Annotated in this window: 18 protein-coding genes; 13 read left to right on the plus strand and 5 right to left on the minus strand. The window is 33.3% G+C overall.

Features of this window, described 5'->3' with window-relative positions; translation table 11 throughout:
- Positions 1-132 precede the first annotated feature (132 nt).
- Entirely contained in the window at positions 133-1,326 is a 1,194-nt protein-coding gene (locus ACT3CE_RS11190) for a hypothetical protein (protein ID WP_444709865.1), read from the plus strand.
- Positions 1,327-1,400: 74 nt separating this feature from the next.
- Here ACT3CE_RS11190 and ACT3CE_RS11195 read toward each other — a convergent pair whose 3' ends face one another.
- Both ACT3CE_RS11195 and ACT3CE_RS11200 read right to left on the minus strand, forming a co-directional pair.
- Positions 1,401-2,321: an alpha/beta hydrolase gene (locus tag ACT3CE_RS11195; RefSeq protein WP_444709866.1), complete on the minus strand. Its 921-nt coding sequence runs from the start codon at positions 2,319-2,321 to the stop codon at positions 1,401-1,403.
- A gap of 114 nt (positions 2,322-2,435) precedes the next feature.
- Positions 2,436-3,785, minus strand: a complete 1,350-nt coding sequence (locus ACT3CE_RS11200) for a family 43 glycosylhydrolase (RefSeq protein WP_444709867.1) — start codon at positions 3,783-3,785, stop codon at positions 2,436-2,438.
- A 315-nt stretch (positions 3,786-4,100) separates the two neighbouring features.
- Here ACT3CE_RS11200 and ACT3CE_RS11205 point away from each other — a divergent pair, with 315 nt between their 5' ends.
- Together ACT3CE_RS11205 and ACT3CE_RS11210 are read left to right on the plus strand one after the other, a co-directional pair.
- Positions 4,101-5,786, plus strand: coding sequence for a sulfatase-like hydrolase/transferase (locus tag ACT3CE_RS11205; protein WP_444709868.1), 1,686 nt, complete (start codon positions 4,101-4,103; stop codon positions 5,784-5,786).
- A 219-nt stretch (positions 5,787-6,005) separates the two neighbouring features.
- The gene (locus tag ACT3CE_RS11210; RefSeq protein ID WP_444709869.1) at positions 6,006-8,132 is read left to right on the plus strand and encodes a T9SS type A sorting domain-containing protein; all 2,127 of its coding nucleotides are present in this window, start codon (positions 6,006-6,008) and stop codon (positions 8,130-8,132) included.
- Between the two features lie 84 nt (positions 8,133-8,216).
- On the opposite strand, the gene ACT3CE_RS11215 is transcribed toward ACT3CE_RS11210, so the two are convergent.
- Positions 8,217-9,305, minus strand: coding sequence for an SGNH/GDSL hydrolase family protein (locus tag ACT3CE_RS11215; protein ID WP_444709870.1), 1,089 nt, complete (start codon positions 9,303-9,305; stop codon positions 8,217-8,219).
- Between the two features lie 257 nt (positions 9,306-9,562).
- On the opposite strand from ACT3CE_RS11215, the gene ACT3CE_RS11220 reads away from it, so the two are divergent.
- The 6 genes from ACT3CE_RS11220 (at position 9,563) to ACT3CE_RS11245 (ending at position 17,384) form a co-directional block, all read left to right on the plus strand.
- Positions 9,563-11,194: a DUF5060 domain-containing protein gene (locus ACT3CE_RS11220; protein ID WP_444709871.1), complete on the plus strand. Its 1,632-nt coding sequence runs from the start codon at positions 9,563-9,565 to the stop codon at positions 11,192-11,194.
- On the plus strand, positions 11,194-12,738 hold the full coding sequence (locus ACT3CE_RS11225) for a sulfatase family protein (RefSeq protein WP_444709872.1): 1,545 nt from the start codon (positions 11,194-11,196) through the stop codon (positions 12,736-12,738). The genes ACT3CE_RS11220 and ACT3CE_RS11225 overlap by 1 nt, the downstream gene beginning before the upstream one ends.
- A gap of 128 nt (positions 12,739-12,866) precedes the next feature.
- Complete coding sequence (locus ACT3CE_RS11230; protein ID WP_444709873.1) at positions 12,867-13,550, plus strand: carboxypeptidase-like regulatory domain-containing protein; 684 nt, start codon at positions 12,867-12,869, stop codon at positions 13,548-13,550.
- 6 nt (positions 13,551-13,556) lie between these two features.
- The gene (locus tag ACT3CE_RS11235; RefSeq protein WP_444709874.1) at positions 13,557-15,656 is read left to right on the plus strand and encodes a glycoside hydrolase family 97 protein; all 2,100 of its coding nucleotides are present in this window, start codon (positions 13,557-13,559) and stop codon (positions 15,654-15,656) included.
- 43 nt (positions 15,657-15,699) lie between these two features.
- Positions 15,700-16,581 (plus strand): LamG domain-containing protein; glycoside hydrolase family 16 protein, encoded by an 882-nt coding sequence (locus tag ACT3CE_RS11240; protein WP_444709875.1) that lies wholly within the window; start codon positions 15,700-15,702, stop codon positions 16,579-16,581.
- Positions 16,582-16,604: 23 nt separating this feature from the next.
- Complete coding sequence (locus ACT3CE_RS11245; RefSeq protein ID WP_444709876.1) at positions 16,605-17,384, plus strand: carbohydrate-binding family 9-like protein; 780 nt, start codon at positions 16,605-16,607, stop codon at positions 17,382-17,384.
- Positions 17,385-17,440: 56 nt separating this feature from the next.
- Here the strand turns inward: ACT3CE_RS11245 and ACT3CE_RS11250 are convergent, their stop codons facing one another.
- Entirely contained in the window at positions 17,441-17,752 is a 312-nt protein-coding gene (locus tag ACT3CE_RS11250; protein ID WP_444709877.1) for a hypothetical protein, read from the minus strand.
- Positions 17,753-18,470: 718 nt separating this feature from the next.
- On the minus strand, positions 18,471-19,466 hold the full coding sequence (locus ACT3CE_RS11255) for an aldo/keto reductase (RefSeq protein WP_444709878.1): 996 nt from the start codon (positions 19,464-19,466) through the stop codon (positions 18,471-18,473).
- A gap of 1,820 nt (positions 19,467-21,286) precedes the next feature.
- Between ACT3CE_RS11255 and ACT3CE_RS11260 the strand changes: the two genes are divergently transcribed.
- From ACT3CE_RS11260 to ACT3CE_RS11275, 4 genes are all read left to right on the plus strand, one after another.
- The gene (locus ACT3CE_RS11260) at positions 21,287-22,507 is read left to right on the plus strand and encodes an MFS transporter (protein ID WP_444709879.1); all 1,221 of its coding nucleotides are present in this window, start codon (positions 21,287-21,289) and stop codon (positions 22,505-22,507) included.
- A 12-nt stretch (positions 22,508-22,519) separates the two neighbouring features.
- Complete coding sequence (locus tag ACT3CE_RS11265; protein ID WP_444709880.1) at positions 22,520-22,687, plus strand: CoA-binding protein; 168 nt, start codon at positions 22,520-22,522, stop codon at positions 22,685-22,687.
- A 330-nt stretch (positions 22,688-23,017) separates the two neighbouring features.
- Positions 23,018-23,296: a hypothetical protein gene (locus ACT3CE_RS11270; RefSeq protein WP_444710139.1), complete on the plus strand. Its 279-nt coding sequence runs from the start codon at positions 23,018-23,020 to the stop codon at positions 23,294-23,296.
- A 798-nt stretch (positions 23,297-24,094) separates the two neighbouring features.
- Positions 24,095-24,808 (plus strand): FadR/GntR family transcriptional regulator, encoded by a 714-nt coding sequence (locus tag ACT3CE_RS11275; RefSeq protein ID WP_444709881.1) that lies wholly within the window; start codon positions 24,095-24,097, stop codon positions 24,806-24,808.
- Positions 24,809-24,866 lie beyond the last annotated feature (58 nt).

A 24,866-nucleotide genomic window follows, 5' to 3' on the forward strand; every position in this document is an offset into this window, starting at 1 on the left:
AAACAGACACTTGGTATCCATAGTAGATTTTAATAAAAGATCAATTTTTTACTAGTAATAATTTTAAAATCTAATATAGATGATAAAAAACAATATGTTATCTTTGAGTCTTTGTAATTTAAAATCCAAATAATGAGAAAAATTCTACTGTTGTTTTTTTATGTTTTTATTTCGATTACTGTTTTTGCCCAATCCGATTTTAGAGATGGATATATTGTAACTCATGAAAATGACACAATATATGGTGAAATTGCTCTTCGTTCAAATTTAAAAAATGCACAGTCATGCATTTTTCGGAATGAATCAGATGTAAAAACTTATACTCCTAATGAGATCAGTACGTATAGAATAATTGGTGAAAAGTATTATATTTCTAAAGAAGTAGATTTATCGGATAAAAAAGAGACAGTTTTTTTAGAATTTTTAGTTGAGGGAACTGCGAACTTGTACTATTTAAAGAAGGGGAGCGATGAGTTTTTTATATTAGAGAAAGAGGGACGTTTAGTATCTCTTACTAACAAAGAGAGCATTTATGAAGGGAAAGATGGAGGTACTTTTGCAAAGAATTCTTCTAAATTTAGAGGAGTGATGTTGTATTTTTTTAGAGATGCTCCACAATTGGCAAACAAAATTAAACAAGTAGATTTTAGCTATAAGCCTATTATTAAGATAGTTACTGATTACAATAAGAGTATTTGTCCTAATAATGAGTGTGTTAGATTTGAAAAATCAACGAAGTTGAATGTTTTTATGGAAGCCGTTGGAGGTGTTGCGATTAATAAAATGGGATTGGAAGGTTCGGATGAATATTTAAATTCTTTAAGTCCTACTATTGGGGCAGATTTTGTATTTAAACCATCAAAGGCTCATTATGTTTGGAATGTAATATTGGGTGTAAGTTATCAAAAACTCGATTTTTCGGGACAAATTGATGATTATGACAAAATAGTGGGGAAGTATTTAGATTTTGATGTGCAGTATAGTTTACTTCGGTTTCCTTTAAAAGTAAGGTATGAATTTCCAGGAAAAAAAATTCAACCATTTCTATCTGCTGGATTAACAAATTCGTTATTGTTAAATATCAATTCGACAATTCTAAATCAAAGGAGCGCAAGAACACAAAGAGAGGAAAATGCAGAAATGGAGAATTATCAATTTGGATACTGTGCTAGTTTAGGTTTTAAATACAAAATATCGGATAAAAATTATTTGATTTTTGAGGCCGAATATGAAAGTAGAAGACCTAGGACGCGTAGTTATAAAATATTATCTGATCATAATGTGAATTCCATGATGTTCTCAGTAGGTTATGCTTTTAAATTGTAATAACTAGATTTTGAATAGAAAAAGCGAAATGATTTTCAAGTCATTCCGCTTTTGTTTTATAATAAATACTGGAATTATTCGGAGATGGATTGCAACCAAGTGCAAAACAAATCAGTCCACGACTTAACATGAGCTCTATTGTGTCCCAAAGAAAAACCATGACCTCCCTTCGGATAAATGTGCATTTCGGTATAAATATCATTTTTTATTAATGATTGATACATCATCAAGCTGTTTTGAACAGGAACGGCTTTATCATCTGATGCATGAATTAAAAAAGTTGGAGGAGTATCTGTTGTTACCTGCAATTCATTCGAGAATTTGTCTACCAATTTTGCATCAGGATTTTCTCCCAATAAATGTTTCATTGACCCATAATGAGTAAGGCCTTTTTGCATGCTGATTACCGGATAAATAAGAGCCATAAAGTCAGGGCGAGCACTTTCCTGATCAATACTATCAATCGAAGAATACATGGTGTCGTTGTAATGAGTGCCTAGAGTAGACGCAAGATGTCCACCTGCCGAAAAACCCATTACACCAATTTGCGTTTTATTGATGTTGTATTGTGTGGCATGGTGACGTATGGTTCGCATGGCTCGCATGGCATCTTGTAAAGGAGCTTTATAGCTTTCAATTACCGATTTTGAATTTGGCAAACGATATTTTAGGATGAAAGCGGCAATTCCTTTCGAATTCAACCATTTAGCGATATCAGTTCCTTCCCAATCGTAAGCCAAAAAACCATAACCACCACCAAGGCAAATCAAAACGGCTTGTCCTGATGCATTATTTTTTGCAGGTAAAAATACTTCGAAACTAGGTGTTTGTACCTTCGATATTCGAATGATTCCTGTAGATTCTATCGTTTCAACTTCATCGGTAATTTGTTGATTTGGAACTTTATTAGGCCAAAGAGGAATTATTGTTCCTTGTGCAAAAGATGATGAGGTAAATAGCAATAGAAGTACCGAAAGAATAACTGTTTTGTTCATCTGTTTATAAAGTTTAGAAATTATCAGATGTAAAATCGCAAGATCAAAATTGTTATTTTAATCTTGCGACTTTAGGATGTATTTGTTTTCTGAATTTTTTAAATATACATATAATTACTTAAGTAGTAGCCAGTTTAGATTAATTGATTTTGTATTTCCCCAATCCGATTTAAATACCACAACAAGATTATGAGTTCCAGTAATTGGTTCTTTAAGATCTGTTTCAATAGTTTTCCAAGTATTCCATCCACCTGTGTAATTGATAGGGAATTCAGCAATTAATTTTCCTTTTGCATTGTTTAGTCTAACTTCAAAACTACCTTTTCTTTGTCCACTTGCAACACGAGCTTTAATTTTTATTGCACCATTAAATTTTACACGATCAAACCTCACAAAACTATTCATTTTAGCATCGCAAACCATCCATCCATTGGGTTCATTGCCACCAACAAAAGCTGTGTTGGCACCAGATATTTCATTGTATCGATCAACTTGAATGGTATCATTTACTTGAGGAGTTCCTATTCCACGAAGTGTAGGCACTACCTTCTTAATGGTACCATCCTTTTTAAAATTCATATAATCGGCTCTCATGGAACGAAGCTTGTTGTAACCACTAATGTCCCAGGAGTGATAAAACAAAATCCATTGATCTTTATATTTAACAACAGAATGGTGATTGGTTCCATTGTGGATGTTATCCATAATTTTACCTTGGTAAGTATATGGTCCTAATGGTTTCATACTTGTTGCATAACCAATGGTGTATCCCTCGTCAGGAAAAACATGAGCAAAAGTCAGGTAGTAAATACCATCTTTCTTAAATGGGAACGATCCTTCTTTGTATCCGGCAGGTAAACCCTCAATTCGAACTGGTTTTTTGGTCACTTCCTTCATATTGTCTTTTAATGGTGCGCCATATAATTCATGTCCGCCTCCAAAAAATAAATAGGCTTTATTGTCGTCGTCTAAGAGCAAACCCGGATCAATGCCAGTAACATCTTTTATAAAGCTTTTTTCCCATTTAAATGGACCAGTTGGATTATCGGAAACACCAACGCCTATTCTTCTAAAAGCCTTATCATTTTTTGGTTTGGCAGGATAGTAGTAGTAATATTTACCATCTTTCTTTATACAATCGGGAGCCCACATAGCATAGGTGTCTTTTTCGCCCCAAGGCACATCATTTTCTTTCAATATCCAACCATGATCTTTCCAGGTAGAACCGTTTTCTAATGAAAAGGCATGATAACCTGGCATACAAAAGCGTGGAAATTCGGCTTCTCTTCCTGCAGGAGGATAAGTGTCACTCGAAGGAAATACGTATAATTTACCGTCGAAAACTCGTGCAGTGGGATCGGCAGTAAATAGGTGGGTAACTAGTGGATTTTGCGCAAAACCCAATGATATTTGTAATGTAAAAAGAAGTAACAGATTACATCCGATTAAGAAAGATTTATTCATAATATAGTAATTTTTCAATTTATTCAAATATACGTTTTCCTACAAGTTAAAATTGGGGGATATATTGTGGATTAAAAGGTGTATTTAAGTAATTAAATCCTTTTTATTGATATGGACCGCCGATTTTGAAAAATTCTAAAAAAAATCTTGTCATGTAATGTTTTTTGTAAAGTATTATTATTGTCCCCCTTAAAAGGTTTTAATTTATCCCTATATTTTTGCTTGAAAATGAGTCAATTTGTACTTATAAAATTTTACCATCTGCATTTATCTTTAGGAAGAATGCAGAGGCAGTTCATATAAATATTTATTCAGATGAAAAGTAAGATATTTTTAAGTCTGCTTATAGGTTTAGCTTCAATAGTAAGTGCAAATGCTAAATCTGTTAAGAAAGATTCAAAGCCAAATGTGATTTTTATTCTTACCGATGATCAGCAATTTGATTTATTGGGATGCAACGGGAATGAAATTCTTAAAACACCTCAGTTCGATAAAATGGCTGACGAAGGAATTCGATTTACAAATGCTCATGTTACCAGTGCAATTTGTACGCCAAGTCGGGTTTCTATGTTATTGAGTCAGTTCGAGCGTAAGCATGGTGTGAATTTTAATTCTGGTACTAGCGTTTCTCCTGAGGCCTGGGAAGAATCTTATCCAGTAGTATTAAAAAAGAATGGATATTATACAGGTTATATTGGGAAAAATCATTCGCCGGTAGGTGATGGTGGATATCAAAGTGGATTGATGGATAAATCATTCGATTACTGGTATGCAGGTCACGGACATCTTAGTTTTTACCCTAAAAAAAGACATAAGATTTTTAAATGGGCGAAAAATGATACGCAGGTTGAAATTATTAATGAAGGAGTAAGTGACTTTTTAGATAAGAATGAATATCGTTTGAAAGGAGCTTTGCATTTTCTGGATTCGAGACCCGAAGATCAACCGTTTTGCCTAAGTATTTGTTTTAATTTACCTCATGGTGCAAGTACAGGTACAATGAAACAATTGCCTACCGATTCTGTTATTTATCGCAGTTTATATCGCGATAAGGATATTCCCTTGGCTCCAAATTATATTGCAAAAAAAGATATTGTAACACCTAAATTACCTGCCGATTTGCTAAGAGCAGAAGATCGTCAGGTTGGTTATAGTTATGTCGATACTCCTAAAGATGTAAAAGAGCGATATATAAGACAAATGCAGGCCATGACAGGAATTGATGGTTTGTTGGGTAAATTAAGAGCTAATCTAAAAAAACAGGGTTTAGATAAAAATACTATTATCATTTATACTTCGGATCATGGTTTATTTATGGGACAGCAAGGATTAGGTGGAAAAGCTTTATGTTATGAGCAATGTACACATGTGCCTATGATAGTTTATAATCCATTAACATCACGTAAGGCGAGAGGTCGCGTGGTTGATGAATTGGTACAAACTATTGATGTTGCCCCTACAATTTTAAGCTATGGCGGAATTGATATTCCAAAAAGTTATCAGGGTAAGGATATTTCGGGAATAATAGATGCTTCCAACAATAAAGTTAGGGATTTTCTATTTACGGAAAATATGTGGTCTACACAATTTGGAAATCCTCGTTGCGAATCGGTTCAAAATAAGGAGTGGAAGTACATTCGCTACTATAAAAATGAAAATCTTTCGGCTACGGCAAAAATTGCAGCAGCAAAAGAGCTAGGAATTAAATTAAAGGATATGCTTTACGCTGTTCATGATCCGGATATTGCCTTGTATCGTACCTTTGTTGAAGGACCGTTGAACGGAGAAGAGGTGGTTTATGAGGAGCTGTATAACTTAAAAGAGGATCCTCAGGAAATGAATAATTTAATTGGAAATGAAAAATATACCGATAAATTGGAGATGCTTAGAGAGCAGTGGGGAGTTTTAATAAAAGAGGCGAGAGGAACAGAAAAACCAAAAGTAGTAAGATATACTGCTGATAGCATGATGGAAAAATATGGTGTAGTAAAGCATGAGTAAATATAAAATTGTTAGAATTTTTTCATAGATTATAACATGTTGTTGTTGTAAGTCGCTTCTTAATTCAGGAAGCGGCTTTTTTTTATTGTCAATAAATATTTGTCTGTAATTAAATGAATAAATCAAAATCCCCCTCTATTTTTAAAGTGTTTTTTTCCTCTATTTTATATTTTTTTTAAGCTCTTTGTAAGGTCGAAAACGATTTAATTTTGATCTGTTATGAATAAGTTTTTTCCTTTTTTAATATTGCTTATCTCTTCTTTTTCTGGTTTTGCACAGAATAAGCTAACTGTTAATCCAACCATTCAATATTATATTGGTGATGTTTCTGAATTAGACAGGAGCAAATTTTTTAACATGCATGCTACCTGGAGCGATGGAGGAATTACCGATGATGAATATGAATTTTATACAGAAGAATTAAATGCTGGTTTCGGCCGTGGTTTTTGGGGACCTTTTTCCTGGGCTAAAAATAAGGCTGGTGGCGAAGTAGGTGTATATTCGGAAGATGAGGCTGATATCATTAGTAAAGGAAATTCACAGATAAATTATACTAAATCGCAAGCAACATGGTGGCGCCATTCTAACCGGCAGGTAGTAACCGAACATCCCGCAAATGTTGCTCGTTGGAGTATTGATAAAGTGAAAGCTGCCGATTGGTCTGCTCAATATTTTAAGCATTTTTTTACCGACGAAGATAGACCTCTTTGGTTTGAGCCAATGAATGAGCCCTTTGTTCATGCTGGAGATGATGCGTTTAGTGCAGAACAACCAGACGATCAGTTAATGCGTGAACGTATGGCCGAATGGTTTGGTGCTATTGGTAAAAAGTTCGACGAAACACCAGAGTTGGCAAATGTAAATGTTGTGGGTTATTCCAGTGCATGGCCTTCCGTTGAGTTGTGGGATTTTGAACACTGGAATACCAGAATGAAAATGTTTATGGATGTTGCTGGTGATCACATGGATGCTTTTGCAACTCATATTTACGATGGAATTAATGTAACAGGAGCCGATAGTAAAAGGTCAGGCTCTAACTCCGAAGCTCTTTTAGATTTAATAGAAACATATAGTTATACCAAATGGGGATTTATTAAACCTCATGCAATAACCGAATTTGGTGGAATTGAAAAAGGTTTTGGCGATGATTACAGTGATGTAAAAAGCGTTCAGTCGATAAAATCTATAAATCACATCCTATTCAATCTTTTAGATCGGGAAAATAACATGATGATTGCGATTCCTTTTATAGGATCGAAAGCAACCTGGCATATTACTAAGGCTAATAACTATCAGCCTTATGGTTCGGTACTTTGGCGTCCAAAAAATATAGGTGTGCCGATTGATGAAAATACCGAATGGGTATATACTCCGAGGGTTTATTTTTACGAATTGTGGCAGGATGTGAAAGGCAAAAGGGTGCAAATCTCAGTGAATAATCCTGATATTGAAACTCAGGCTTTTGTTCATGAAAATAAACTTTATGTGGCATTGAGTAATTTGGATGAACAAAATTTAGTTGTTGATTTGAATCAATTTGAAGGACAGGAGAATGTTAGCAGTGTAAGAATTAAGAGTCTTAAAATTTGGGATGATAAAAATCCAGTTTACTCTGATGAAACCCAATCTTCTGTTCCATCGGAACTAAGTTTAATACCCGATGAAACGGTTGTTATGGAATATTCTTTTAATAATCCGATTTCATTCACAAATAGCTTAAGAAGTACAAAATATTATACTAATCAACATCTAAAAACAATTTCAGGAAACCTGAAGTTTAACTTTAATGGTGTTGATATTGGAAACGCCGGTGGTGTTGCTAATTTACGAGTATCTATCGGGAGAAAGCATGATAAATCTAAAAAACCAACTGTTCTGGTAAATGGTACTCAGGTACCAGTTCCTGATAATTGGGCTGGTGGAGATCAGGCAAACCGTGATGATTTTTTTGGGATGATTAATATTCCAGTTCCATTCGAGAATTTAAAAGCAGATAACGAAATTGATATAAAGTTTCCAGACTCGGAAGGAAGAGTGAGTTCGGTAATTTTACAAGTTGGATTATACGAAGAAGCCATTGCTACAGGTATTGAAGATGCAGTTCAATATGGAGTTACAATATACCCAAGTTTGGTTACTGAAGGTTGGATGAAGATATTAATGAAAGAAAATATATTCAATAAGTATGAGCTTATTGGAATAAATGGTAATGTGTGCAGATCTCAATTTATAAATAAAGGACAATCAGAATTACATGTCATAAATATGCCCGAAACCAAAGGGATGTACATTGTTCGTTTAACAGGAGATAATGCAATTTATACTCAAAAAATAATTGTGAATTAGTGTTTTTTTTCAAATAGTTAGTAAGATAGTTAGAAATTAAAAACTCACACGGCATAAGCAGTGTGAGTTTTTTTAGGAATAAAATTACCAATGCAATGTGTCTTCTATAAATTTAATAAGAGCTTCTCCCATTAATTTCTGATCTTCGAGTTCAGGATGTCCTTTGCTATTTTTATAAGGCATAAAAAAGGTGTATATGTTATTGTCGTTTAACGATTTTACTGCCTTTTTTACATATTCGGGCCATTCTGAACCATCTTTTGTGGCATCCATACTTCCCAGCATGCAAATTATTTTAGCATTAGGATAGTGATTTCGCAGCTTGCCAATAAAATTAGCATACGATTTAATAATAAACTCCTTAGTAGGTTCTTGGCTTGCGAATCGGTTTTTATATTGTTCGTGTTTCTGGAGTTTTACAATCCACGAATCATTCTGGAATAAATTTACAACAACTAAATTTTTTGGATGAGAACTAAAATCCCATTTACTATTTTCTTTGTAAGGATCTTGCCTGTAATATAATTCGGGCATAATTTGATCGAACCAGCTAACTGTAATACCGATTCCACTTCGCGCAATACAAGAATAGTCTGCATCGAAATGTTTGGCAGTTAAAAAGGCATAGGAATGATAATTATTTGAATAAATGCTATCCCAACGATCTTGTTCTGTTGCATCATCTACACCATATCCTACCGTTATCGAATTGCCATAAAACTCAATGCTTTTTGTTTTTTTCGAATTGGCAGGTAAAAGTTTTGCTTTGCCTTCTATCTTAAATCCATAGAATTGTGTTTTTCCAAATGTACATTCCGTTCTTCTGAATAATTCTACCCGATGTTTACCTTTCGATAAATTGTTTGCCAATATATATTCAGTTTTTAAAGTGTCGATATGTAAAATGCTATCTACAACACCATCAATAATAACATTGTAGTAATTGTCACGTTCATTATTTTTAAGTGTTGTCTTTAGCTGTTCTCCTTCAAAATTTATGGCAACAGAAGCTCCCGACCAACATAATTCCGATGCTGTTGAATCTGCGGTCCAAACTGTTCGTCCCATATAGTTTAACGCCCTGGATGTAGGCAAAACATCGATTTGTTCCGTTAACTTGTTGCAAGAGGTAAAAACAAATACCAATAGCAGAAAAGTTAAAAAATAGTTCATTTTCATAATTTAAAATTGATTGATAAATATAGACTGCAATTTCCTAATTTTTAGGCAAACCTTATTAGAACAGATTCAGTTTGTTAGTTATAGGTATGTGAATTGAAGTGTGTTGTAATCTGCATAAAATAAGCATGTTATAAAAGTGGTTTAGTTTGTGTTTTTAAATGCCCCCTGTTTTTGTGGGATTCTATCCCATAATGACAGTTTTAGCTTGAGTAATTTTGAAAACATATTAACCGATTACACAATTTTTTATGTCTACGATTAAACAATTTGTATTTGTCTTGTTGGGATTAATTTATTTTAATTCCACTCAGGCAGAAATAAAAAATGTAAAACACTCAAATAATATTAAGAACATTAAAAAATGGGAAGTTATTGATATTGCTTTTAGAGCTGATGTTAAAAAACAAAATCCTTTTGTTGTTGATTTTATAGCTGAGTTTACGAGTCCGAATGGAAAAGTGCAAAGGATTCCGGGATTTTATAATGGAAACAAAACCTGGATACTTCGTTTTTCAGCATCGGAAGCAGGCAATTGGTCCTACACAACTCATTCTGAAATTAAAGCTTTAGATGCTAAAAAAGGAAAGCTTGTTGTAAGCGAGGATACGAGTAATGAGCACAAAGGTGGTGTGGTGCTAAATTCTGAAAAACCAACTCATTTTTTCTACGAGAATGGGGATCCCTATTTTTTAACTGCTTTTGAGTGTGATTGGTTGTATGCTTTGGATTATCACAACGAAGAAGCTTTACCAAAGACTGATCATTTATTAAATTTATTGAATGAAAATGGATTCAATCAGGTGGTGATGAATGTTTTTTCATACGATGTGAGTTGGAAAAAAGATGAGAAGTTAGCCAATCATCCTGAACATGAGTATGGTGCTCCTAAAGATATATTTCCATTCCTAGGGAATAACGAGAAGCCTGATTATTCAAGTTTAAATGTAGAATTCTTCAAGAAATTAGATCGAACAATTGCGTTGATGCATGATAAAAATATTGTTTCGCATTTAATGATTTACGTTTGGAATAAGCTGGTTGCGTGGCCAGATATGAATTCTGATGCTGATAATATGTATTACGATTACGTGGTAAAACGTTATGGTGCATTTCCAAATGTGATGTGGGATGTATCAAAAGAAGCTTTGTACTACGGTCGTGCTGATGATGAGTATATTTTAGAGCGCATAAAGAGATTGCGCGATGCCAATGTTTTTAATCGATTGATAACGGTACATGATTATGGATTCTGTAAGCGTCATGCAGACTCAGTTGATTTTATATCTCGACAAGATTGGACTTATTCCCTATACAATAACATGTTGGATGATCACAATAAATACAAAAACAAGCCGGTATTTAATATTGAGCATGGAGGATACGAAGACTCGCCATATGAAGTATTTGTGGGGAGTTATATCGATCCAGAGGTGTGTTTACGAAGAAACTACCAATGTGTTTTTGCCGGTGTGTATTCAACTTATTATTGGCAAGCAGCTAGCTGGAATGTGGTAATTCACAATCCATATGAACAAGATGCAGATTTTATTAAACCAAAATTTGAGTATTTCAAATACATGACGGATCTGTTTTCTAAGTTTGATTTTAGTGAGTTTAAACCCACACCTTGGCACAACCAAGCCGGTTATTGCTTAAAAAGTGATGATACTTATTTATTTTATGTGCCTAAGGGAAGCTACAAATTTCGAGGAGAATTTTTATTTAAGGAAAATGAATCATTATACGTTCAATGGATGAATACCTTAAGTGGAGAGTATAGTGAACAGGTGGAACGAAATAAAAAGCAAGATTTTGAATCACCATGGTATGGAAAAGCAGATGCGATATTAATAATCAAACCTAATAATAAAAAGAAGTAATGAATTGGAATCGAAGTATAGTATATTCTTTGGCTGTAATAGCTGTTTTAAGTGTGAGTACAATAGCTAATGGACAGAAGAAAACTGAGGTTGAAAAACCGAATATCGTTGTGGTTTACGTCGATGATTTGGGCTATGGAGATTTGTCGTGTACAGGAGCAAAAGGAGTGGAAACTCCAAATGTTGATAAATTAGCAGAAGGAGGCATCTTGTTTACCGATGCGCATTGCTCTGCAGCAACATGTACACCATCAAGATATTCATTGCTTACGGGAAGTTATGCATTTCGAAAAAATGCTGCAGTTTTAAAGGGTGATGCACCTTTACTAATTGAACCGGGAACACCTACTCTTCCTTCAATGTTGCAGAAAAATGGTTACAAAACCGCTGTTATTGGAAAATGGCATTTGGGTTTGGGTGATGGCAATGTAAATTGGAATGGTGATGTGAAACCTGGTCCTTTAGAAATTGGCTTTGATTATTCTTATCTGATTCCAGCAACGGGCGATCGTGTGCCTTGCGTTTTGGTAGAAAATCATAAAGTGCTTGGATTGGATCTTAATGATCCGATTACTGTGAGTTACGATGGTAAAGTAGGAACAGATCCTACAGGAATCGAAAATCCAGATTTATTAAAATATGGAGCAGATGATCAGCATGGAAAAACAATTGTGAATGGCGTAAGTCGAATTGGGTACATGACCGGAGGTAATGCGGCTCGTTGGAAAGATGAAACCATTCCATATCAAATGCTTTCGAAAGCAAGAAGCTTTATCGATGAGAATCAGAATACTCCATTTTTCTTGTATTTTGCTTTTCATGATATTCATGTTCCTCATATGCCAGATTTACGTTTTGCTGGCAAAAGCACAATGGGTGCTCGTGGTGATGCCATTGTTCAAATGGATTACATTACTGGACAGTTGGTTGATTATCTTGAGGCAAAAGGTGTTTTAGAGAATACATTAATCATTTTCTCATCAGATAATGGTCCGGTTTTAAATGATGGGTATTCTGATAAAGCAGAAGAATTACGAGGTGATCATAAACCAGGAGGTATTTACCGAGGAGGGAAATATTCGTGCTACGAAGCAGGTACAAGAGTACCTACCATTGCTTATTGGCCAAATAAAATTAAGGCAGGACAAACTAGTAATGCTTTAGTTGGTCATGTTGATTTGTATGCTTCAATAGCTTCTCTATTGAACTACGATTTGAAGGATGGTGAAGCTCCAGACAGCTTTAATCATTTGGATGCTTACTTGGGAAACGATTCAAAGGGAAGGTCAGAATTGCTTGAGGAAGCATACGCATTATCAATTCGTGAAGGAAAATGGAAATATATTGAGCCATCGAAAAATAAAGGCGACTGGATTATGGATATTAAGAACATAGAAAGCGGATTGAATACGAAAGCTCAATTGTATAATTTGGAAGAAGATCCTAAGGAACAAAATAACCTTGCCAATGTTAAGCCGAAATTGGCTAAAAAACTGGCTGAAAAAATTCAAAAAATCAGAGAAAAATCTCAAAGTAGAAAATAGCAGGTTCTAACTTATTTACAGCAAATACATATCTTCATCTTGTATATTTTTAAGGATAGTAAGATGACGATTTACGTATAAATAGAAATAGTAAAAATGTTGATTTAATCGACTATTAAACCCAGATTATGAAATTTAAACTTGGTATTATCGTTTTTCTTATCACTTGTGTATATACAAATATACAGGCACAGCAAACCTATACTTTAAAAGGGAAAGTAATTGCTTTTAAAAAGTATCCGGTGAATAATGTAAAGGTACTTGCTTCGAAAAGTAAGGACAAAACCCAAACAGATTCACTAGGAAATTTTACGATCGAGGTAAAATCGAAAAAAGATGTAGTGAAATTTAAAGCTGATGGTTTTGTAGGACAATCAATTCGAATTAAAGGAGAAAAGGATACAACAATTAATTTGATTTATATTGATAATGAAAGTTCTTATTATAATGTGATTAAGGATGAGTTAATGTCAGAGGAAAGATTGGATTATTGTATTGAAAATCTTATAGATGAGAACAATAATTTTGATAGAATGGCTTCTATTTTTCAGGTAATTCAATTTGTATATCCTTCTTCAAAAGTGGAAAATGTAAACGGGATGAACCAGATATTTTTAACCTCAAGAGGTCCTAATTCTCTTTCTTCTGGGATGGAGGCTTTACTAGTTGTTGACGGAATCATTACTGAGGATATTACGGGTATTAGTCCTGCTCAGGTAAAATCGGTAGAGGTTTTATTAGGGAATGATGCTGCTGAATTTGGTTCTAGAGGAGCTAATGGTGCTGTTATTATTCACTTAAAAAATAATTAGAAGCCGATGAATAAATTATTATATCTCTTATTATTTGTATTTACAGTTGCTTGCTCGACCAATAATAAAAATATGTACTCTTTAGAATCCCCAAATGAGCAAAATAAATTTCAGTTTGTTTTGAATGAGGAGGGGCAATTGTTTTATACTGTAAATCGGAATGATTTGCAGTTTATTACTAAATCGGCATTGGGTTTCGAGTTGAAAACAAAATCTTTAAAAGAAGGTTTTAAAATTTTAAGTTCGGATGTAAGAACAAGCGACAGCGAATGGCAGACTGTTTGGGGACAACGTGAGACGGTACGTAATCATTACAATGAACTAATTCTTCATTTAAAACAAGCAAAAACAGGTTTATTGTTTGATGTCATAGCGAGAGCGTATGATGATGGTGTTGCTTTTCGTTATGTATTTCCAGAACAAGATAAGTTGTCTGATTTTGTAATTATGGATGAGTTAACCGAGTTTAGCTTTGCAGATGACTACAAAGCGTGGTGGAATTTTGCTGATTACGACAACTATGAAAAAGTATATTACAATTCTCCAATTAGTGCTGTTGGTGATTCAATAAATTTTGAAAGACGTTCTGGTAAGGAGGAAAGAGCGAATATGGCGAATACTCCAACGACTATTGAGGTGAATAATGAGCTAGTGATAAGTATTCATGAGGCAGATTTAACCGATTATGCGGGTATGAATCTATTGAATACGCACAACGGACAACAGTTTAAAGCTCATTTAACTCCATGGAAAAATGGTGATTTAGTAAGGGCAAAAACACCTTTTAAATCGCCATGGAGAACCATTCAAATTTCTGAAAATGCAGGTGGCTTGGTAGAGTCAGATTTAATTATGAATTTGAATCCACCAGTGGCATATGAAACTACCGATTGGATTGAAACCTACAAATACATTGGTATTTGGTGGGAGTTGCATATTGGTAAAACTGCTTGGGCCGAAAAAACACAGTTTGGCAAACCGATTTCTCATCCTCATGGAGCAACAACTGAAAATGCAAAAAAGTACATCGATTTTGCGGCTAAACATGGATTTCCTGATGTACTAATTGAAGGTTGGGACAAAGGCTGGGATGATATGGAAGGCTCTTGGACAGGTTATGGAATATTCGATTGGAAAACCTCAACTGATGATTTTGATATTAAAGAGGTGTGTCGTTATGGCAAAGAAAAAGGGGTACGCATGATGATGTATCATGAAACTATTTCTGATATTGACCACTATGAACCTGCTATGGATAGTTTATACAAGATGTGTGCTGATTTGGGTATTAAAACGGTTAAAATGGGATACACGGGTGATGTAAATTACGATTACAACACAAAAACATACAAGCAACATCATCATGGGCAGTATATGGTGCGCCATTACAAGAAAATGGTACAAACTGCAGCCAAATACAAATTGATGATTGTGAATCATGAACCCATTAAATTTACTGGAGAACAGCGTACTTATCCCAATTTAATGGCACGGGAAGGTGTGCGCGGACAGGAATATAATGCGTGGAGCAAAGGAAATTCTCCAGAGCATGGTCTTGTTCTTCCTTTTACAAGAATTCTTGGTGGACCCATTGATTATACACCGGGTATTTTTGATATGATGTTGCCTGCAAAATCGTGGAGCAAAGATACTTTTCGGGTAAGAACAACTATTTGTAAACAGTTGGCATACTACCTAACAATGTACAGCCCGATGCCAATGGCTGCAGATTTACCAGAAAACTACGAAGGTGTTCCTGCATTTCAATTCATTAAAGATGTGCCTACCGATTGGAGTAATACAAAAGTGCTACATGCAAAAATTGGCGATTACTATACTGTTGTTCGTCAGGAAAAGGGAACTGATAACTGGTATTTGGGAAGTATTACTGATGAAAATTCAAGAATATTGAATACAGACTTATCGTTCCTTGCAAAAGGAAAAAAATATGAAGCGACCATCTATGCTGATGGGAAAGATGCAGATTGGAAAAATAATCCTGAAGTTGTTGATATTAAAAAAGTACAAGTTACTTCAGAAAGTAAATTAGATTTGATTCTAGCTGCAGGAGGTGGTCAGGCAATTCAATTCAAGGAGATAAAATAGTTTTTTACACTAGGGTGATATCTATTGCTCTTAAAATATTTAGATGAAATTAAAATTAATAACATATTTAGTATTTGTATTTGTATTTGTATTTGGAATTGGGGAGTCGGTATTTTCTCAGGATTTAACCATTCCTCCAAAGAATTATGTCGATTCGGTAATTCTAAAACAAGCTCCAGTAAGGTCTAATTCTGATTTTCCACTTTCCGATCAAGTCAATTCTCAGTTGTGGACCAAATTGGAAAAATATTCTGATGAGTTCAATTCAAAAAAAATAAATGAGAAACGGTGGTATCCTAATAATCCAGGTTGGAAGGGAAGGAAACCAACTTATTTTCATGGATCGAATGTGAGTTTGGAACATGGCAACTTGGTGATTCGAGTGAATCAACATGGAGACGAACAGCTTCCTGATGGTTTTACACATTCTACAGGTTTTATAAAAAGTAAGACGAAGTTTTTATATGGATATTTCGAAGCAGAAGTACAATTGATGGATGCGCCATGGGTTTCGGGTTTCTGGATGACAAATGTGAGTAAAGATTGGTGGACAGAGATTGATATTTGTGAGAATGCTCCAGGTTTATATTATAATCGTCACGACCTGAATTCCAATATACATGTATTTCGAGCACCAAAAGATAAAGGAGATGTAAAAAAACATTTTTCACGAACGAAGAAATATTATTTTCCTGAAGAATTACAAGCTGATTTTCATGTTTGGGGTTTGGAGTGGACTTCAAAGTATATTCGTTTTTATATCGATGGTATTTTGTTTCGTGAAGCCGAAAATACTCACTGGCATCAACCATTAGAGGTTAATTTTAATTGTGAATCGAATAAATGGTTTGGTGCATTGCCTGATAATAAGCGTTTGGATGGTAAATATAAAGTGAATTACTTTAGGGTTTGGAAAAAAAAGTAAGTGCAAATAAAAATAAAAAGTACATGAATTTAATTATGACGTTAAAAAAAATAGGGATTTTCACAATTGTTTTTTTGTTGTTAGTACCCGCTTTGTTCGCTCAGAAAAAGCTAGTGTTAGGCGAACAGGAGCTGTATAAAGTACACAGAAATAAAGAGAAAATTGTGGTGGATGGAAATATGAACGAACAGGTCTGGCATAAGGCAGAGAGCCGTTCGCTTAATTATTATTACAAGATCGAAAAAGAATCGGATAAACAGGAGACAATTTTTCGTATGCTATGGGATGAGGAGAATTTGTATGTATTTTTCCAATGCAAGGATAGGTATATTACTGCTCGTGAAACACAACGCGACGGAGCACCTTACTATGACGACTGTGCCGAAATATTTCTGATTCCTGCTCCCGATAGCCTGAATATGCACTTTGGTTTTGAACTGAATCTATATAAAACAGCTAACGATTTTATTTATTTAAATGGCATTAATAAAGGGGAAAATATGGTTGTAAAAGCTTACGATCCCGATTATAATGTAGAGTGTTGTATTAATGGTACTTTAAACGATAATTCGGATATTGATAAAGGTTGGACAATGGAAATGGCAATTCCTCTTCATATTTTAAAGGGCGTTGGTTTTACTCCCATTAAAAAGGGTAATAAATGGGCTTTTCTTGCAGTGCGACAGGATAGAAATGATGCCAAAGGAGAGCGACGATCGACCTCAACTATTTTTCCAATTTACGATATTAGCAAAAATGTGCACCAACCTAACAGATTTGGTTTGGTGGAGTTTGTGAAATAATATTTTTTATTACATAGTACAAAAGCCTGACAGTTTTGCATTGTTAGGCTTTTTATTTAAGACTTAACCTCTTTTTCAAATTCCTTATCCAGATTTTCCATTACTTTTCGGGAAGGTCTTCCTGATTCAAATTTTTCTTTTACCTCTTTAAAGTGATCAGTAAATAGATCTGCAACTCCCTTAGCTTGGTCAGCATTTAAATCAAGAGTATTGCTAAGCTCAGTTACCATTTTCTTAATTTGTGAAGTACTCGGAGTTGAAGGAGGCCCTTGTTGTCCTCTTTGTTGTGCTAGTGCAAAATTTCCTCCTATAATAATCGATGCGGTAATCATTAGTAGAGTTGTGAATTTTCTGATATTTGTCTTCATAATTGTAAAATTTTTGTTTCCGAAACTAATATAATTGAGATTTCCTATGTTTTTTCTATTCGAGTTTTATCGCCACTGGTGTGTATTAATAGTAAAATAACTTCAATTACAATAAATACTATAAGTTTTGTTTCCATATTGTATAGGTATTAAGTTGGAAAATAACTTTTGTATGTTTTACTATGAAAGCAAACAAAATCAATTTTTTAATGGAAAATAAAAATATTCAACCAACCGAAAGATTATTTCAATAGATTGCTTATTTATTTAAATAAGCAGTCTATTTAGAAGTGCTATTGGTTACATGTGTTTGTGGGGGGCTATAATGGTGTTTTCAAGAAACGTAGAAAAACATATTGAAATTATAATCTTTATTTGTGGCAGTCATTTTAGCAAATAAGACTTTAAAAGATATTAATTTGTAAGGAAATGTGACATTTATTGTAAATACTTCAAGGCAACCTGTAGTTGTCATTGTCATATTTGTAATAAGATATTGATGCCTTTTAATAAATGCTAATCACGGTGGGATACAAAACTATTTTATGGATTATTTGCATAAGTTTTAAATGAAAAAGCCATAAATGTGACAGTCTATTTTAAAATTAACACCTATTTTGTATAAAATTCAAATTTAGTATCACTAAGAATAAAGAAGACGTTAATCGGATGAAAGAGTTTAATTATTCATCCGATTAATGTCTTTTTAATTAGGTGATTATGGTACTAAAACCAATTGATTTAAATGACTATTGATTAATTCAATTTCTTCTGCTGTCAAACTTGTTTCCATGGCTTTAGCATTTTGAATTGCTTGTTCTGCATTCCTTGCTCCAACTAAAGCAATGGTAATAGCAGGTTGTTCTATTGTCCATAAAATAACCAGTTGTGCCAAGCTTAATCCTTTTGCATCTGCAATGGGTTTAATTTTTTCCATAAATGCACTGGTGCGTCGAAGGTTCTCGTCTGTAAAAAAAGGTCTTACGGCACGTTGATCGCCTTCAGCAAATTTATGTCCTGGTTTCATTTTCCCAGTTAATAATCCTTTTTCAAGAGGACTGTAAGCTAGAATTCCTTTTCCGTTTTCAAGACAATATGGTACTACTTTTTCTTCAATACCGCGTGATGCCATGCTGTATGAAACCTGGTTAGATGCCAGATTTATGTATTTTTCGGCCTCAGCGAACTGTTCTTCATTAAAATTGCAAACACCAGCATAACGAACTTTTCCTTCTTTGATTAGCTGATTAACCGCATCCATTGTTTCTTCAATTGGAGTGGTAACATCTGGCCAGTGTAGTTGGTAAAGGTCAATGTAATCGGTTCCCAAACGTTTTAAGCTAAGTTCGCACTCGTGAATAATACTTTCTCTACCGGCATATTTATAAATATCAATAGCTTTACCATTGTTATCTTGGCTTTTAAAAACGTGTGTGCCTTTTGTTAAGTCCCAACGCATTCCGAATTTGTTGAGAATTTGTATTTTGTCGCGAGGAATATCTTTTATTGCTTCTCCAACAATTTCCTCACTTAAGCCTTGTCCATATACTGGAGCAGTATCAATAGAGGTTACGCCTAAATTATAAGCGGCTTTTATCGCTTCTACAGCAGATTTTTGTTCTGTTCCTCCCCAAAACCAACCACCAATAGCAAACGAGCCGAATGTAACGGCTGAAAGGTTAAGATCTGTGTTTCCTAATTTTCTGTATTTCATATGAGTAAATATTTATAAATTTTAATTTGTATTAGTAGCTTTTAATTTAATGATATACATTAAGTACTTCTTCTACCAATAGTAAGTCTTCGTTTGTTCTACGAATAGGTGTTGCCTTTGAAGTATTTATGCCATTATTAGTGGGACCATATAACTATCAAAGTCCATTTTAAAAATTTAAGGATATTAGATATTGAATCCTAAATCACTGTAATACCAATGCCTGAAAACACGGTTCTATAATGAGGTGATTCTTCAAAATGTCGAAAAATATATGTTTTTTATGGTCATACGAATATGTGTTCGTTCTAATACTATGCGTTGTGACAGTCTCCGATTAGATGGTAATTTATACCAGGTTTCAATTGTCCAGAAGAATTTAAGTCACAAATTCGCATGATAATAATACGAACGAGCTTCTCTATTTCTATAGATTTAAATAGAGATCATTTATTGTGCATATATTACATTTTGCCATTTCACTATTTGATAAATTGGCTATTGGTACTCCAAAGGTATATTTATTTTGTGAAAGAGCAAGATGTTTTCTATTAATATATTTGGGATTCAAAATTCAAGCATTTTCTTGTTAATTGTTTGTGTTTTACATAGTGCTGATTGTGAGTCTGTTATTCATGCTTGTAAAGTGATGTGTGATGATTTGAATTTCATGTGGAATTTTGGTGTATCGAAGATTGATAAACTGCTTATATTGGTCAACCAATATATAGTATTTTAAAATATCAAACTTATTTTACAAGATGAACTTTACCTCTTCAATATTTTATTGGGTAAATTTTATATTAATGATAATTCAAAGATCTTGATTTTAGTTTTAGCGCTCTAAGTTGAATGTGGTGGGTGAAGTTTTATTTATTAGATCACACAGTTTTTTTACAATTGTAGTTATTGAACATTGATTTAAGAGCTCTTGTAAACCCAATGGATGATCTGTAAAAATGGGAAGTTTCGAGCTTGTCGAGGAAATCAAGATTCTTGAATTTTTATTCACAAATAGTCTCATAAGGTGTTCATGAACTCACTTTGTTCGGTTGAGTTCTTTTGTTACAAGACAAAAGAACAAGAAACAAAATAAGTAAAACGATTTATCCACCTAAAACAATCTAGTCCAATTTTTAATGTATTTTCTTTTGCCTCATGCTTTTTAAGTTACTTTTTATACTATTCCGAATAGTAATTCCTGAAAATAATTAAACCAATCAGAAATATTTTCAATATTATTTGATTCCATGCGTTCTGAAGTACAATGTTAAAGTTTGGTCTAAGGTATTTATTGTGTTTGTGTTGAGTTGTAAATTAAATTTTGCAGACCTCTTTTAACCACATCCAATTAATGTGAAATTATTATTTAATATGATTTTTATTATAAAAAGATAATCTAAATTAAGTGTTAGTCAAATGGTATTGTTTTGTCTAAGCATAGGTTTCAAAATAACTTTGTGTCTATAAATCTATTCATAAAATGAAACGAATTGCAATACCAATTGAGAGAGGCAAGCTTAGTGAATATTTTCGAGAATGTAAGTGTTTCGAAATTTTTGAAATCGATGAAAAGTTTATTGAAAAAAGTATTCTTAAGTTCTTGTATCAAAACAATTTGGGCTTAATATAAAAATGGTTAATGAATTTTTATACCCGTAATTATCGACAAAGAAACAAGTGACGAAGTACTCAAAATTTTAAGTAATCGTATTGTTTGAATTGAAGATGAACTGCAGAATAACCTAAATAATTTTAAATTATTTTCGATCAGAAAAGGAATATTAAAAACCATAATCACTAAGAAATAATAACAGGGAATGCCAATAGCAGAAAACATATCAAAACACAATTTTAAATCCTTCTTATGGCATGCTGTTTTTTTGGCCTTTGCCCAAAATTTCATGGACGTTGATACAGTAATTCCCGCTATGGTTATTGAATCTGGAGGTAATTCATTCCATGTAGGAATTATGGCTGCTATAATGATGGGAGGTTCTAGTTTTACACAATTATTTTTTGCTCCTGTTTTAAGCAATATGCCATTCAAGAAAAGGTATTTACTAGGAGGTATTAATTTACGAATTGTCTCATTATTTTCCTTAGCATTTATACTATACATATTTGCCACTAATAGTACTGTCTCTATCCTCTGGATTTTATTTCTATTAATTTCAATATTCTCATTTAGTGGTGCTTTTACTAATATTAGTTATATCGATATATTGGGGAAATCAATATCAGAGAGCAAACGAAAATCATTCTTTTCAACTCGTCAAATTGTTGGAGGTATTATTATATTATCAACAGCATTTCTTGCAAAACAAGTTTTGTCAAGTTCATCTTTTCCGATGAATTATTCTATCATGTTTTTAATTGGAGGCGCTTCATTATTATTTGCGTCATTTGGCTTTTGGAATATTAAAGAAATAGAACCATCGGGAACAAAAATTTCTGGACTAAAGAATTTTATTCACAATATGACCTATGAATTGAAGAACAATAAAAAATTAATCTACTTTCTCGGATTTATTAATACGCAGGGAATTGTTATTTCATTTATTCCTTTTGTGATGCTTTATGCTAAAGAAACATTTCATACACAAGCGTCTGATACCGGATTATTTTTGCTTTTTAAAGTTATAGGTGTTGTGTCAATGAGCCTTATTGTATTGGTTTATAGCAAAAGACTTAAATATAATGCGCTATTATATGTTAATGCTATTATTTCAATTACGCTTGCCATGATGATTCTTTTTATTCCTAATGCTGCTTGGTTAAAATGGGTTTTTATTTTAGGTGGTTTCGCAGTTTCACTTTATATGATAACCTTAAATGGCGTGTTACTTGAAATATCGGGGAACGAAAATCGTGCTCTATATACAGGTTTAGTTGGAGCAGGGAATATCATTCCAACAATTTTCCCATTAATTTCTGGTAGTGTAATCAGTAAATTCGGCTATCCGTTTTTCTATATTCTGTTTATCCTAATTGTATCCACTTCCTTTTTCTTTATATATAAACTTCGTTGTAAAAAATAAAATATTAAAGCTATGAGCAAAAAAACATTAATAATTGGGGCAAGTGTAAACCCTGAACGCTATACTTATAAGGCTGCTGAAAAGTTATTGGCACACAAACATGAAATTTATATGATTGGTAATAGAGCTGGAGTTTTATTTGATCGTGAGATTACTAAATTTAAATACATAATAAGGTGAATTACGATATTGTTATTATTGGAGGAAATCCTGCTGCTTCATCGGCAAAAATGCCCAATAAAGATAAATCAGTATTGGTTATATGAAAAGAGCCAGAGTCTCTTATTCCTTGTGGTATACCTTATACTTTTGGAACACTTAATCGTGTTGAAGATAATATTAAAAGCATAGAGCCCGCTAAGAAAATGGATGCTGATTTTCTTATTGATGAAGTTACCAAGATTGATAGTGATTTTTTAACTTCTTTGGGTGATATATCAATGGGAGCTTCTGGTTTAACCGAAATGTAAGCTAGTGCTGAAGGCTTTCTGATTTGTAGTAGGGCAAAATATAGGAGTCGATCATCATCCAGATTTATTACCAAATACATCGAAACAGATGGTTAAATTAATTTTCTCAAAAGGAAGTGGTATTATTTTAGGCGCTCAAATTATTGGAGGAAATTCAACGGGCGAAATCATAAATATACTAGGTTTGACCATTCAAAAACATATGACAGCATCAGAGTTGGCAATAATACAATATGGGACACAACCTATACTTACTGCAGGCCCAGGAAATTATCCTATTGTTTTTAGTAACAATGAATGTTATGCAAAAAATGAATAATTAAAATAAAGGAACAGGTATTTGGTAACAATTAGCTTAATGAAAACTAGTTTTTTTATGAGCTAAGAGGACTTTTTAGATTTGTTAATAAGGTCTTAGTACAAAGGCAGAATAATATAAAAAATAAGAAGAAGCAGTGAGGCATGACCTTACTGCTTTTTTTTGAGCCTAAAAAATGATATATAATGAGTGAAGTTTGATTTATCCCCAAAGAAGAGCGATGCTAATATTAGATGCTTATTGAATCTAATTTTTAACCTATAGCTGACTTATATTAAAAGGTGGTTTAACCCAATGAACAAAGGAACTCTATGAGTTATATATAACTAGTTGCAATTCACTTTTGTTCATGTTAAATGAAACATACGTTCTTAAATCCACCTCACACTTGCATGTATTGATTACTTATAATCATTTTCTAATCTAATTTTAAATGCTAAAATATTGATGTTTTAATTTGATCTACTAGCTAAAAACAGACACCTATGTGTAGGCATATATTCTTGCCCGTTTTTTTTGAATAGTGCTCGTTTTTACCACGAATTATAATTGGTCGACCAATCGTATTAAGCTAATATTTGGTGAATATTCAATAATAATTACAACTTTTGCCATTGTGAATCTAAAAAAAATGAAAAAAAACAAACCTTTGCATTCCTTTGTTGTTGGGGTTTGTGGCGATTTGGTTTGTGCGTTACAGTTTGAAGATAGTAGAATGTATTTTGATAGATAAAAAAGTTTTGTAACTTTGGTGCACCAATCGCAGGACTGGCAGATGCTAGTAGGTAAAATGAGATTATGGAGATATTAGATAATTTTAAAGCAATAGAAGTTGAAAGTCTGGTGGATAAGATTATTCGTCAGATTAGAGATTTGATTATTGCGGGGTATTTAAATCCTGGAGATAAATTACCATCGGAGAGAAAGCTATCAGAAAAGTTTAGTGTTGGTAGAACACATATTAGAAATGCAATTAGAAAATTAGATTTTTATGGAATTGTAACAACAAATCCGCAAAGTGGGGTATTTGTTAAAGGTGCTGATATAGCAGCCATGAAAGGTTTAATTACTAATGTGATGAAGATTGAAGATCCAGATTTCTATTCTTTAGTTGAGACAAGATGTTTTCTAGAGATTTCTTCAGTTGAAAATGCTGCATTAAGAAGAAACGATGAAGATTTGAAGAGTTTGGAAGAAGCTTGTAAGGCTTATGAAGATAAGGTCCATCAAAATTTACCTCCCGAGAATGAAGATTTTTTATTTCATTTAAAAATAGCAGAAGCTAGTCATAATTCAGTTAGTAAAACTTTATTGTTAATTGTACTTCCTGATATTCTTGAGATTTATAGACGTGAACATGTTTGTGCTAACGTTGGAGTTAAGAAGTCGTTTGTAGAGCATAGAAATATATTTAATGCTATTAAAGAAGGTGATCCTGGTTTAGCAGCTAAATATATGAAGGAACACTTAAGCGATGTTTTAGAATTCAGTAGAAAAAAACGTAATCTCTAAATTTAATTCTTGCTGATTATTTATAAGTTACGGTATGAAGCAAGTCAATAATAAAAAG

The sequence above is a fragment of the Marinifilum sp. RC60d5 genome (genome assembly GCF_052400665.1).
GTDB lineage: Bacteria > Bacteroidota > Bacteroidia > Bacteroidales > Marinifilaceae > JBQTGK01.

What these genes read in the sequence shown, in the direction of transcription:
- ACT3CE_RS11190 (WP_444709865.1), top strand. Translation starts at nt 133, where the DNA reads ATGAGAAAAATTCTACTGTTGTTTTTTTATGTTTTTATTTCGATTACT.
- ACT3CE_RS11195 (WP_444709866.1), bottom strand. Translation starts at nt 2,321, where the DNA reads ATGAACAAAACAGTTATTCTTTCGGTACTTCTATTGCTATTTACCTCA.
- ACT3CE_RS11200 (WP_444709867.1), bottom strand. Translation starts at nt 3,785, where the DNA reads ATGAATAAATCTTTCTTAATCGGATGTAATCTGTTACTTCTTTTTACA.
- ACT3CE_RS11205 (WP_444709868.1), top strand. Translation starts at nt 4,101, where the DNA reads ATGAAAAGTAAGATATTTTTAAGTCTGCTTATAGGTTTAGCTTCAATA.
- ACT3CE_RS11210 (WP_444709869.1), top strand. Translation starts at nt 6,006, where the DNA reads ATGAATAAGTTTTTTCCTTTTTTAATATTGCTTATCTCTTCTTTTTCT.
- ACT3CE_RS11215 (WP_444709870.1), bottom strand. Translation starts at nt 9,305, where the DNA reads ATGAACTATTTTTTAACTTTTCTGCTATTGGTATTTGTTTTTACCTCT.
- ACT3CE_RS11220 (WP_444709871.1), top strand. Translation starts at nt 9,563, where the DNA reads ATGTCTACGATTAAACAATTTGTATTTGTCTTGTTGGGATTAATTTAT.
- ACT3CE_RS11225 (WP_444709872.1), top strand. Translation starts at nt 11,194, where the DNA reads ATGAATTGGAATCGAAGTATAGTATATTCTTTGGCTGTAATAGCTGTT.
- ACT3CE_RS11230 (WP_444709873.1), top strand. Translation starts at nt 12,867, where the DNA reads ATGAAATTTAAACTTGGTATTATCGTTTTTCTTATCACTTGTGTATAT.
- ACT3CE_RS11235 (WP_444709874.1), top strand. Translation starts at nt 13,557, where the DNA reads ATGAATAAATTATTATATCTCTTATTATTTGTATTTACAGTTGCTTGC.
- ACT3CE_RS11240 (WP_444709875.1), top strand. Translation starts at nt 15,700, where the DNA reads ATGAAATTAAAATTAATAACATATTTAGTATTTGTATTTGTATTTGTA.
- ACT3CE_RS11245 (WP_444709876.1), top strand. Translation starts at nt 16,605, where the DNA reads ATGAATTTAATTATGACGTTAAAAAAAATAGGGATTTTCACAATTGTT.
- ACT3CE_RS11250 (WP_444709877.1), bottom strand. Translation starts at nt 17,752, where the DNA reads ATGAAGACAAATATCAGAAAATTCACAACTCTACTAATGATTACCGCA.
- ACT3CE_RS11255 (WP_444709878.1), bottom strand. Translation starts at nt 19,466, where the DNA reads ATGAAATACAGAAAATTAGGAAACACAGATCTTAACCTTTCAGCCGTT.
- ACT3CE_RS11260 (WP_444709879.1), top strand. Translation starts at nt 21,287, where the DNA reads ATGCCAATAGCAGAAAACATATCAAAACACAATTTTAAATCCTTCTTA.
- ACT3CE_RS11265 (WP_444709880.1), top strand. Translation starts at nt 22,520, where the DNA reads ATGAGCAAAAAAACATTAATAATTGGGGCAAGTGTAAACCCTGAACGC.
- ACT3CE_RS11275 (WP_444709881.1), top strand. Translation starts at nt 24,095, where the DNA reads ATGGAGATATTAGATAATTTTAAAGCAATAGAAGTTGAAAGTCTGGTG.